Genomic DNA, 11,778 nt, shown 5'->3' with positions numbered 1-11,778 from the left:
GACCGTCCACCGCGGTGGCTGGGACGGGCCCGGAACTCCCCTGAAAACCCGACGTACGCCGAGCCCCGTTCACGCGGACCCCCTGTGGCGGAGAGCACAGCTGGTGAAGCACCTGGTGGAGGGCGGGCAGTTGCCGCGACAGCCGGAAGACCTCCAGATGCTCCAGGGATCGCCCGATCAACTCGGCGTGCTCCAGCGTCCCTGCCTTGGATGCCACGACGATCAGGACGTCGAGGGCCTCGTCGGCGTCGGCGACGACAAGTTCCGGTGGGACGACCCGCAGGACCGATGCCAGGTAGGCGGGGGCGATGGGCAGGCACCCGGCCAGGACGGCTTCGAACAGCCGCTGGGTGTACTGGCCTCGGGCGGCGAGCCGGTCAGGAGTCAGAAGCATTGTGGCCAGCGCCCGCCCGTGCAGCCGCGCGACCTCGGGAAAGGGAACGCGGCTGACGAAGTTCACGTGCGGCCACGCGGAGGTGTGAGGCCACTTCCCGGCGACCCGGTGCGCGGCCTTGGCGGCGACCGGTGCGAAAAGCCTGGCGAACGCCTCGTCGCGGTCGTACTGGTTCCCGACGTACACCAGCGGCAGATCACGGGGCTGGCAGGCCAGCGCCTCGGGGTCGGCGGTGTCCAGGGCCTGGTCGGCGACCGGGAACAGCAGTGAGGCCGCGGCCGGCCCCGGATGAAGCGCCGCCTCGCACACGGCGACATGGGCGAGTCCCCGCAGCGGCGAGTCGGCGGGCAACTGCAGATCCTTGTCCCACAGCACCGTCGGGACGCGACCGTCCAGGGTGTACCGCTGAAGAAGTTCGTCCTGGCGGTGCAGGTCGCAGGTGTGGCCGGGGGCTCCGCACGGGGTGGTGTTGCGGCCGGGGATCGGCCACCGCCATTCGACCATCAACACGTCGATGTCGGGGAAGGCGCTGCGCCAGGTGTACCGGCCGCCGAGGTCGTCACCGGCCTCGATCAGGTCGCGGTTGGCCTGGAGGAACACCACCTGATGCCCGGCGTCGAGCAGCCCGTTGATCAGGGTGGCGCGGTGGCTTCGACCTCCGTCGGGGGTGTCGGTGATCCCGTTGCCCAGGAACCCCCAGAAGCTGTATCCGATCTTCACGACTCCTCCTTCGAGGTCGTGCCCGGTTCGCTGTCGCCAAGAGGAGCCGCGGTGGTCTTGGCGACCCACCAGTCTTCGAGGAGCAGCGCGTCCATGCCGGTGCCGGTCAGGCAGTCCAGGGCCATGTCGGGGGTGCCGCAGATCGGCTGGCCCTTCACGTTCAAGCTGGTGTTGATCAGGACCGGGTGGCCGGTGATGGCCGCGAACGCCGCCAGGACACGCGCGACGAACGGTTCGGCGTCGGGGTTGACGGTCTGGACGCGGGCGGTCCCGTTGACGTGCACGATCGACGGCATGGCTTCGCGGGTCAGGTCGGTCACCCCGGACGCCATCGACATGAACGGTGAGGGCTGGCCGAGGGTGAAGTAGTCGTCGGCGACCGAGGCGAGCACCATCGGCGCGAACGGCCGGAACTCCTCGCGGTACTTGATGCGGGCATTCAGGCGCTCGACCACGCCGGGCAGGAGCGGGGACGCCAGGATCGACCGGTGCCCCAGCGCTCGGGGCCCGGCCTCAAGCCGACCCCGGAACAGCCCGACGATCTGCCCCTCGGCCAGGCGGCGGGCGAGCATCATTTCCGGCGAGGCGACCTGGATGGCCGTCAGCCCCGGCCGCGGATGCACGGGCAGGTCCATGGACGGATAGTCCGGCCCCAGGTAGGACGCCCCGGCCACTCCGGCGGGCAGCCGCCCGGTCACGGCGCGGTGCACCGCGAGCGCCGCGCCCGCCGAGGTCCCAGCGTCGCCAGGCGACGGCGGGACCGTCACCTGTTCGAACCCCGCTTGCTCGCAGATCTTCCCAATCGACACGCAGTTCATCGCCACTCCGCCGCCGACCGCCAGCACGCGCGCGCCGGTCAGCTTGCGGGCTCTGCGCGCCAGGTGAACCATCACCTGCTCGGTGCGTTCCTGTAGGGCGGCGGCGAGGTCGGCGTGGACCTGCTCGACGGGGGCGCCCGGGGCGCGCGGCGGGCAGGTCTCGGCGGCGAACGCCGGGCTGACGCGGGGCCAGCGGCTCGACAGGACCCGCAGCGGGAACAGCCGCACGTCCACCCCGAAACCGGTGCTGGTGATCGGGATCGCCCGCCGGAACAGGTCCCGGAACCGGGCCGGATCGCCGAGCGCGGCCAGCGCCATCACCGTGCCCTCTTCGTCCGTTCTCCGCCAACCCAAATGAAGGGTGACCGCCCCGTACACGTAGCCGAGGGAGGCCGGGTCGGTGAGGGTGAGCCTGCGGTCGAGGTCGACGCGACCGCCGGGCCGCAGACGGGCGTGGGTGATGGTCGTGGTGGCGGTTTCGCCCAGACTGTCTGTCACCAGCACCGCGACCTCGTTCCGGCCGCCCAGGATGTTGGTCCCGGCCGCGAGCGCGTACAGGGCGTGGGTCAGGTGGTGCTCGACGGCGGTGACGTGGGCGGCTGGGAAGTGCGTCTGGAACGCCCTCATGCGGGCGCGGCTGTTGAGCCAGACCTGCGTGCACGAGCGGGCGCGTGGGAACGCTCGGGGCACGGCGGCGGGGTGGGCCAGCCAGCGCAGGGACGCGGGAGCAGCGGCCAGGTACCGCAGCGGGGAGTGGTTATAGGCGACGTGGGTGACCTGGGCGGGCTTCAGTCCGGCCTGGTCCAGCAGCCACGTCACCGCCTGGCGGGGGTAGGCGCGGGTGTGCTTGTCGCCGTTGAGGCGCTCTTCTTCCACCAACCCAACCAGGGTGCCGTCGGCGATGAGCGCGGCCGAGGAGTCGTGGGTGCCCGAACACAAGCCGAGGACGACGGGGGCCTGGTGCGTGGCGAGCCGGGAGAACGGAGAGATCACGATCCCTGCTCCTGTCGCGCAGGGCCCGGCAGCGCGGACGGACCGGCCACGGTCCCCGAGGCGGTGGGTTCCGGTTCGGAGGGGGCCAGGTGGGCGGTGGTCTGGTCCAGGTAGTCGTACCAGGCCAGCAGCCCGCCGGTGAACGGGCCGCCATCGGCGACCGCCACGGCGCGGGCGTCCGCACGGTCCCCGGCCTTGAAGATCCGGTAGGACCGCATCACCTCTGTGAACTCGGTCCAGCCCGGCCGGGCACAGGTGCCCGTGATGACGTCCCGCAGGACCGCGTCCAGGTCCTCCCAGGGCAGTGCCAGCGGCGGCATCTGCGGAACCTCTGGGGACGCCCACGCCTGAGGGAGCGCGCGGGCCCGCGTCAGGTGCTCGTCGTACAGGTGCAGCGAGGTGACGTGATGGTGGTAGTCGCCGAGCTCAGCGCCGACCCACCAGGCCATCAGCTCATGCAGGACGGTCGCGGCGAAGATGTCGTAGCAGAACCCGAGCCACAGATCCTGGCTGCGCATCCGGGTGTGCATGTCCAGTCGCCCGTCGCGGATCAGGAACTGGTAGCCCAGGGTGCACGGCACATCCCGGTACCCCTGGTGGTCGACGGCCGGGTTCCACAACTCGATGACCGCGCGCCGGGTGTCGGGATCGTCCAGCAGCTCACGACGGGCCTGGTCGAGCTGGTCGACCTGGCCGACGGAAGAGTCCGGCCCCGAGCGGCCCCAGGCGCGCAGCCGCGGCCCATAGGCTCCACGCAGGATCTCGCCGTCGGTGTACCGCCGCAGCTGGTCGTTGTAGGAGTAGATCCACGGGGCGTCGACCCCGGCAAGGATCCACACGGTCTCGGCCGCCGCGAACGCAGCATTGATCACGCGGTGCTCGGGCAAGCACACCAGCCGCCGCCGGGGCCGCGTCAGCGTCAGATGCGCCCCCACCGCCTCCCACGTGGCCAGGCCACGCGGCGAGCAGAGACGCCCCTGGTCCAGCACCGCCGCGACGGTGTCGCGCCACAGGCGACTCGCCGAATCCGCTTTCACAAAGATCATCGAGGTCCTCCGATCAGTTCGAGCCGGGTACAGGGCTGGAGGTGAACGGGAGGGCACGCGCGACCGGTTCGGTGTCCAGCCGTCCCCACAGCCGCTCCAGTCCCTCCTTCAAGGGCACGCGCGGGACGAACCCCAACAGCGCGTTGGCGCGGGTCAGGTCCGCTCGGGTGGCGGCGGCGTCTCCCGCGCGGTCCCCGGCCACCTCCAGCGGCACCGGCCGCCCGGTCACCTCCTCGATGAGTTCGGCGAGCCGACGCAGCGACGCCACGGTGTGCCCGGCCGCGTTGACGACCTCGGCGCGGCCGGGCTCCAACGACACCGCGACCGCACGCAAGGTCGCCTCCACCAGATCGGAGATGTCGGTCCAGGTGTGCAGCGCGGTCCCGTCGCCGAAGAGCGGCACCGGTGTGCCGTCCCGCGAGGCCGTGAGCCAGCGCGGGACGACCATGCGCGGATTGACGCCACCGCCGAACGCGGGAAAGTAGCGCAGCGCGACCGTGCTCATCGATGTCGAGCGCCGCGCGTAGGTCAGCGCCAGCCGCTCGGCCGCGAGCTTGGCGATCCCGTAAGGCGAGGTCGGCTCGACGGGGGCGTCCTCACCGACCGGGGCGTCAGGGTTCGCCCGGTCCACGGGCCCGTACACGTGGGCCGAGGACGCCACGACCAGCCTCCGCACACGCGCGTCCTCACAGGCCATCAGCAGCCGCTGGGCGGCCAGCACAGAAGCCGTGTGTTCGGTGAACCCCTCACCCCAGGACGCCGCCACGTCGGTCGCGGCGGCCAAGTGGACCACCACGTCGACGTCGCCCAGCAACGCCGTGACCTGCGCCCCGGCCAAGTCGGTGCAGACCATCTCGAAACCGGGCTGCCTGACGAGCAGTCCCAGCACATGGCCAGGCCGGATACCCCACGACATGGGCCGGACGTCCACGCCGATCACTCGCATGCCACGCCGCACCAACTCCAGGCAGACGTGCGACCCGATGAACCCGCACGCACCTGTGACCAAGACCGTCCCCACCGAGTCCAGCGCCAGGGGGTGCGTGTCCATTGCGGGACGGCGTTCCGCCGAGGCCGATCCCGCCACTGAGCTGCCCATCGCCATGCTCCCTTCGTCCGTGCCTGCCCGTCGCCGGGAGGCCGGTTGCCATGTGCCTCCAAGTAACTCCGGCTGCCCGCCTTGGGTCTGCGGTGCGGACGGTGCGGTTGGTAGCGCATGGCGCGACCGGTAGCGGACTGGTAGCGGACATGACCCTGTGCATAGGCCGCGCTAACCTCATGTGAGCCAGCTCACTCGCCGTTTGGATCGTTCGGGAGGTGTTGTGGCCGCGTCGTCGCCGCTGGGAGACCTTCTCGCCGCCCTAGGGATGTCTGGGGACCGCTTTGCGCGACGCCTCAACGCCCTCGCCGAGGAGTTCGAACGCGAGGAGCGTGTCCACGTCAAAACCCCCTACAAATGGAGCCGCGGCGAAACTCCCCGTTCGCCTTGGCGGGCGCTAAGCGCGCTGCTCCTCAGTAGGGAACTCGGGCGCACCATCACGCCCGCCGATCTCGGCTGGCCCGCGGACCAAGTGGAGTACACGACCGCCACCTGTGGCTTGGACTCCCCATGGACACGCGAGGGGACCTTGCGGGCGCTGGCGGTCGTCGCGGACGCTGATCGTATGGACCGCCGTAGTTTCGTCGCGCTCGTCGGGACCGCCATCACCTCACCAGCCCACGAATGGCTGATCGCGCATCCGATCACCCGCCTCGCCCAGGCGACCGGCACCGCCATACCCGCTGGTGTCGTCGACCACCTGGACGGCATCACCGACCACCTCCGCCGCATGGACGACCAAGTCGGCGGCGGTCCGATGCTGCGCCTGGTCCACGAACAACTCCGCTACGTCACCACACTGCTGCGCAACGGCCGCTATGACGACAGCCTGGGCCGCCGCCTGCACGCGGTCGCCGCCGAGCTCCTCCGCCTGGCCGGATTCGCCGCCTTTGACTCCGGACGGCACGGCCTCGCCCAGTGGTACTGGGACGCCGGTCTGCGCGCCGCCCACGCCGCAGGCGACAGCGCGCTGGGCGCCAACATCCTCGGGTTCAAGTCCTGCCAGGCCAAAGACGCCGGCGGCGGCCGTGAAGCCGTCGTCCTCGCCAACAGCGCCCGCCTCGGATACTCCGGGGCCAGCGGCCAGGTCACCGCGATCCTCGCGCTCCGCGCCGCCGAAGCCGCCGCCAACGACCGCACCACCACCTCCGGCCACCGCGCCAGCCAGACCCGGCACGCGATCGATGACGCCTTCAACGCCCTGGACGACCCACCGCCCGCCACCGGCCACCCAGCGTGGGCGTACTGGATGGACCCGGCCCAAGCCCACGCGCAGGCCGGATACTGCTACCTACGGATCGGCGAACACGCCAAGGCCCGCACCGAACTCCGCGCAGCCCTCCGGCTCCAAGACAAGGAGTACTCCCGAGAGGGCGCGCTACGGCACGTCCTGCTGGCCACCACCTACCTCCAGCAAACACAACCCGACCTGGAGCACACCCTCGCCCACGCACACCAGGCAGCGGACGCCCTGACCGGCCACGTGGACTCCGCCCGGTGCCGCGGCCACCTGGACCGCCTGGCGAAAGACCTGCAGCCATACCGGCGCACCACCAAGGTTCAAGAACTCCTCGACCGGTCCCGGGCGATGTCCAACCCCTGACCGCCAGGCCGCAACACGCCAAACCACCTCATCACACCAGGAACGGGACACATCGCCGATCCGGGCCGCCATGGTCGCTCGACGGTTGCTCCGTGGTTGCGGTAGGGCACGATGACGGACGGCACGGGACAGCACACGAAGCGGGGCAAGGGTGGACAGGGCGGCACGTTGCGACACGGCCAAACGCCCCCATCGTGGCGGGTATCGGCAACTTTCACCATGCTGGACGAAATCGCCCTGACCGCGAGGATCCCCGATAGTCGTCCCGGCGTAGACCAGCGTTGATGTCCCACCCCTCCAGGGTTCCGGTACGGGTCGGCACGCCACCTGACGCGCACCATGCGGCCAGTCGCGGGCTGTTGGGCGGCCGTTTGCGGGCGTATGTGCCCAAGGGCGCGTCCTGTTCGGGGGCGAGGGGTGATGATGCCGGTATGAGCGGACGCGTGCTGGTGTGGGTGGGCGTGGCGGTCGCGGTGCTGGCTGCGGTGGTGCTGGTGGTGTTCTGGCTGGTGCAGGGCCTGGAGCAGGCCGGGTGGCTGGCCGGCGTGCTCAGCGCGTTCACGGCGGTGGCGGCGTTCGTGATCGCTTTGCCTCTGCGGTCTCGATCTTCGCCCTCGTCGTCTGAGGCTGAGCGGCCTGGCGGGTCGACTGGTGGCGGCGGGGGGTCTTCTGCCGCGACGAGCAACACTTTCAGCGGCGGAACCAACGCCGGTCCGCTGGTGATGGGCCGGGACATCAGCGGCCCGGTAACCTCCGGCCCGCCGGTCCCTCCGCCAGTTTCTCCGCTGGTCGCCCCGTCACCGCCGTCCAGCACCGAGTCCGCGGGCAGTCCGGCACTCAAGGATGAGTCGGCGGAAGCGGACGGGGCGGTGTCCAACGTGTTCAGCGGCGGAACGAACTACGGTCCGCTGGTGATGGGCCGGGATATCAGCGGCCTGGTGGCCTCTCACGGGACACCTGCTGCCGACGCTGCGCAGCTCCCGCTGACCTCTGGTGGGCCCGCCGGGCAGGCTCCTGCGGGGCCCTCGGGTGAGGCGGCCGGTCCCGCCTCACCGGGTCGGCCCGGCGATGAGTCGACGGGGGTTTGAGTGTCGGTGCCGCAGACTCGGAACGAGATCTCAGGTGGAATCGTGGTCGGCCCGGCGATCCTGGGCCGCGACATCACGCTGGTGCTGCCTCCGCAGATCTCCCTGGCGACCTCGGGACTTCCTGCGGGGACGCCCGCCTTCACCGGACGGCGACGCGACCTGGACCGGCTGCTGGACTGCCTGACACCCAACGCCCTCGCAACCCATACCCAAATGGGGACCGGGCCAGCGCAGGCTGTGGTGGTGACCGCGGTCGGCGGCCTGGCCGGAGTGGGCAAGACCGAACTAGCGGTGCAGGCCGCGCGGGAGGCGCTGCGGCGCGGCTGGTTCCCCGGCGGGGTGCTGTTCGCCGACCTGTTCGGCTACGACAACGACCGCCGCCGCGACCCTGGCCAGGTATTGGAAGGCATGCTCGGCGCCCTGGGTGTCTCGGGCGAGCACATCCCCGCCCACGCCCAAGACCGCGCGCGGGTCTTCCGGTCGATCCTGGCCGAGTTCGCCGCCCGCGACCGGCGGGTCCTGGTAGTCGCCGACAACGTCAACACCCCCCAACACGCCGAGCTCCTGCTGCCCACCGACGGGCTGAACACCGCGATCGTCACCTCCCGCCACACCCTGGCCATGCTCAACGCGCGCCTACTCGACCTGGACGTCCTGGACGTCGAGGGCGCGGTGGCGATGCTGGCGGAGACGCTGCGGATCGCCGACCCCGCCGACACCCGCATCCCGGCCGATCCCGCTGGAAGTGCTGACCTGGCCAAAGTGTGCGGGTATCTGCCGCTGGCGCTGCGGATCGCCGCCGCGCTGCTGGCCGAAGACCCCGACCACACCCCCGCCGCCTTCACCCGCGAACTCCACCAGGTCCAGCCCCTCGAAGGGCTGGCCTACGGCCGCGACGGCGTGCGGCGCGCGTTCGAGCTGTCCTACCGCACCCTCACCTCCCGCCAGCAGCACCTGTTCCGCATCCTGACCGTCAACCCCGGACCCGACACCTCCACCACCACGGCCGCCGTCCTCACCGGCCAAAACCCGCCCACCGTCCGCAGCGCATTGAAAGACCTGGCCCGGGCGCACCTGATCGAACGCGGCACCGCCCCCAACCGGTGGCGCATGCACGATCTGGTCCGCCAATACGCCACCACCCTGAGCGAACAGCATGCCGACACCGACCACCGCGACCAGGCCCTGCAGCGCCTGCTAACCGTCTACCTCCACACGGCCGGAGCGGCAGACGCCCACCTGGACCCGACCGCCACCGACCCGGCCGCCCGTGGGTTCGCCACCCGCGAGCAGGCGCTGGCATGGCTGGACACCGAACTACCCAACCTGAGCGCCGCGGCGCACACCGCCGCCGAAACCGGCCACCTGCACACCGCCATCACCCTGCCTCTAGTCCTGGCCCGTTTCCTGGGCTGGCGGCGGCTGTTCAACGACTGGATCACCCTGTCCGCTCTGGCCCGCGACACTGCCGCCCGCACCGGCGACCGAACCGCTGAAGGCATGGCGCTGAACAACCTGGGAATCGCGCTACAACAGATGCGGCAGTTCGAGGAGGCCATCACCACCCACCAGGACGCCGCCGCGATCTACCGCGAAACCGGCGACCGGCACAGCGAAGGCCAGGCGCTGAACAACCTGGGAATCGCGCTACAACAGATGCGGCGGTTCGAGGAGGCCATCACCGCCCAGCAGGACGCCGCCGCGATCCTCCGCGAAACCGGCGACCGGCACGGCGAAGGCCAGGCGCTGCACAGCCTGGGGAGCGCGCTGGCCAAGGTGCGGCGGTTCGAGGAGGCCATCACCACCCACCAAGACGCCGCCGCGATCCTCCGCGAAACCGGCGACCGGCACAGCGAAGGCCAGGCGCTGAACAACCTGGGAATCGCGCTGGCCGGTGAGCGGCGGTTCGAAGAAGCCATCACCGCCCACCAGCAGGACCTGGTCATCTGCCGCGAAACCGGCGACCGGCACAGCGAAGGCCAGGCGCTGAACAACCTGGGAATCGCGCTGGCCGGTGAGCGGCGGTTCGAAGAAGCCATCACCGCCCACCAGGACGCCGCCGCGATCTACCGCGAAACCGGCGACCGGCACAGCGAAGGCCAGGCGCTCAATAACCTGGGAATCGTGCTGTTCGAAGTGCGACGGTTCCAGGAGGCACTCGCTGCAGGGCGAGAAGCAGCGGAGATCCTCGCCGAGGTACACGATGAGCACAGCGAAGCCATCGCGCGGCAGAACGTGAAGGCGACGCTGAGTGCCAGCACCGCCCCAAAAGAGCAGTAGTCCGCGCACGGCGTGAAGAGCGCTGGGCAGAAGCAATCGCGGGCGGTGGGCTCGGCCGCCGCCACGGGCAGGTCGGAGCGGCACAATGAGATAGCAGGCGCGGGAGTGTCCTTAGCCTCGACGTGACAGGGTCAGGTGATCGAAGTACTGGTCGAGAGCGACCAACTCGTCAGCGGGTTCACGCAGTTCCCGGCTGGTGGCATGTCTCCAGAAACGGCTTCGGCGCGCCCCACCTCGCCGAGCTGGTCACTGTGACCGGGCTCGGCGTTGAACCTGATCGTAGAGAGGGGCCCGTGGGCCCTGTCCGGGTCTTTGGTCGAGCTGGTGGAAGGACCAGGGTGGGCGGCCCACGTATGGGTCTTGGGGTCACGCTAGGCGACGCGTCCGAGGTCGGTTCTGCCGCACCCGAGCCTCCTGATGCGGGGAACTCGGCCGCCGTGCCCTTCCCCCGGGGGGGGCTGGAACCGACCGGACAGCAAGCACCGGCGATCCATAACACCCCGGTCCGGGAACTGGACGCCGTGACGACTTGAGGCACCTGACACCAGCAACCCCCACACCAAGCTGGGCGGGGACCGAGTCGGTGTCATGCTCGGCTGCATGCTGCGCAACATTCACAGCCCGCCAGGCTGCCTGGCCTGAACCGGAGGCGGGACGTCTGTAGATCGCGTACCGTTCCCCGCCATCAGCAATCGGAGTCGTCCAGGGAGGCCTGCGCATGAGACTGCGTCGGGGAGTCAGCCTTGAGCACGCTGACATGGTGCTGCGCGAGGCGTGGACCAGGTGGAGCAACGCTCGCTCGGCCTCGGAGCCCGCCTCTGGCTACATCGAGGCGGTCAACGACACCTACCCGGCGCTGCAGCAGGTGTTCGCTGTGCCCGATCTCGCCGCTGGGGTGCGCTCGGGCGCGTACTGGCATCTGCTATCCCTCATCCGCGCGGACGCTTCCCGGAGCGTGACGACCTTGGTCGCCGAGCCGGACAGGATCCGCGGCGAGCGTGCGCTGAACGGAGCCTTCCAGGCCGAGTTCGACAACCAGCTGAAGGCGTTGGAGGCCGCCCGCGTCGAGCTTGACGCGCTGAAGGAACTCGCGGCGCGTCCTGGCCTTCCGGTGGTCTATGACACCAACATGCTGAACCACTGGCAGCAACCCGGCGACATCCGGTGGCGTGAGGTCCTCAAAGCCCAGGGCGAGCAGGCGACAATCGTCCGGCTGGTGGTGCCGCTGCGGGTGATCGATGAACTCGACCGGCAAAAATACGGCGGGGCCGAGAGCGATCTGGCACGCAAGGCCGCCACCGCGATCCGCTACCTGGAGCGGCACCTCAAAACCGTCCCGGCCGGCAAGCCGGCGAAGCTCCGCGAGAACGTCACACTGGAGGCCTGGCTCGACACCGACCTGCGCGACATCGATCCTGATCTGGCGATCCTGGAGTGCGCGGCCGACCTAAACAGCCTGCACCCTGGCACCGGCGCCCGCGTCATCACCAATGACTGCGGCATGCGGCTTCGCGCCAGCCAGATGAGCCTGAAGGTCGTGGCTCTACCAGACGAGTACCGCAAGAAGGGCACGGCCATGGACCTCGCACCGCCGCTCTAACCTCGGCGCTCCGGAACCTGTCAAACCGGATGAGACAGTTCAGGCTGCTTGTTCTGTCTCGGGGTTCTCCTTCGGGGGTTTGTTGATGAAGACCTTGGTGGGCGGCTTGGGCGGGGTGGGTCGGGCGTGGAAGCGCC

Annotated in this window: 8 protein-coding genes; 4 read left to right on the top strand and 4 right to left on the bottom strand. The window is 70.2% G+C overall.

Annotated features, from left to right (window positions below; genetic code table 11):
• The 4 genes from EBO15_RS41155 to EBO15_RS41140 all read right to left on the bottom strand — a co-directional run.
• A partial coding sequence (locus EBO15_RS41155) for a CgeB family protein (protein WP_199745151.1) occupies positions 1-1,114 on the bottom strand: 1,114 nt, incomplete at its 3' end.
• Positions 1,111-2,925, bottom strand: coding sequence for a carbamoyltransferase family protein (locus EBO15_RS41150; protein WP_233616825.1), 1,815 nt, complete (start codon positions 2,923-2,925; stop codon positions 1,111-1,113). The genes EBO15_RS41155 and EBO15_RS41150, both read right to left, overlap by 4 nt.
• Positions 2,922-3,971 (bottom strand): thymidylate synthase, encoded by a 1,050-nt coding sequence (locus EBO15_RS41145; RefSeq protein ID WP_122199870.1) that lies wholly within the window; start codon positions 3,969-3,971, stop codon positions 2,922-2,924. Before EBO15_RS41145 ends, EBO15_RS41150 begins: the two co-directional genes overlap by 4 nt.
• 13 nt (positions 3,972-3,984) lie before the next feature.
• Complete coding sequence (locus EBO15_RS41140; protein ID WP_158628498.1) at positions 3,985-5,070, bottom strand: NAD-dependent epimerase/dehydratase family protein; 1,086 nt, start codon at positions 5,068-5,070, stop codon at positions 3,985-3,987.
• Between the two features lie 565 nt (positions 5,071-5,635).
• Between EBO15_RS41140 and EBO15_RS41135 the strand changes: the two genes are divergently transcribed.
• From EBO15_RS41135 to EBO15_RS41120, 4 genes are all read left to right on the top strand, one after another.
• The gene (locus tag EBO15_RS41135) at positions 5,636-6,673 is read left to right on the top strand and encodes a hypothetical protein (RefSeq protein ID WP_199745150.1); all 1,038 of its coding nucleotides are present in this window, start codon (positions 5,636-5,638) and stop codon (positions 6,671-6,673) included.
• 431 nt (positions 6,674-7,104) lie between these two features.
• Entirely contained in the window at positions 7,105-7,761 is a 657-nt protein-coding gene (locus EBO15_RS44810) for a hypothetical protein (RefSeq protein WP_158628497.1), read from the top strand.
• Between the two features lie 42 nt (positions 7,762-7,803).
• Positions 7,804-10,041 (top strand): tetratricopeptide repeat protein, encoded by a 2,238-nt coding sequence (locus EBO15_RS41125; RefSeq protein ID WP_122199868.1) that lies wholly within the window; start codon positions 7,804-7,806, stop codon positions 10,039-10,041.
• Positions 10,042-10,798: 757 nt separating this feature from the next.
• Entirely contained in the window at positions 10,799-11,641 is an 843-nt protein-coding gene (locus EBO15_RS41120) for a PIN domain-containing protein (RefSeq protein ID WP_122199867.1), read from the top strand.
• Positions 11,642-11,778 lie beyond the last annotated feature (137 nt).

Origin of the sequence: Actinomadura harenae (assembly GCF_003696215.1) — a bacterium.
GTDB classification, from domain to species: Bacteria; Actinomycetota; Actinomycetes; order Streptosporangiales; family Streptosporangiaceae; genus Spirillospora; species Spirillospora harenae.
The sequence above is the reverse complement of the archived record's forward strand: the minus strand, read 5'-3'. Positions and strand labels throughout refer to the sequence as shown.

What these genes read in the sequence shown, in the direction of transcription:
- EBO15_RS41120 (WP_122199867.1), top strand. Translation starts at nt 10,799, where the DNA reads ATGGTGCTGCGCGAGGCGTGGACCAGGTGGAGCAACGCTCGCTCGGCC.
- EBO15_RS44810 (WP_158628497.1), top strand. Translation starts at nt 7,105, where the DNA reads ATGAGCGGACGCGTGCTGGTGTGGGTGGGCGTGGCGGTCGCGGTGCTG.
- EBO15_RS41140 (WP_158628498.1), bottom strand. Translation starts at nt 5,070, where the DNA reads ATGGGCAGCTCAGTGGCGGGATCGGCCTCGGCGGAACGCCGTCCCGCA.
- EBO15_RS41145 (WP_122199870.1), bottom strand. Translation starts at nt 3,971, where the DNA reads ATGATCTTTGTGAAAGCGGATTCGGCGAGTCGCCTGTGGCGCGACACC.
- EBO15_RS41135 (WP_199745150.1), top strand. Translation starts at nt 5,636, where the DNA reads ATGGACCGCCGTAGTTTCGTCGCGCTCGTCGGGACCGCCATCACCTCA.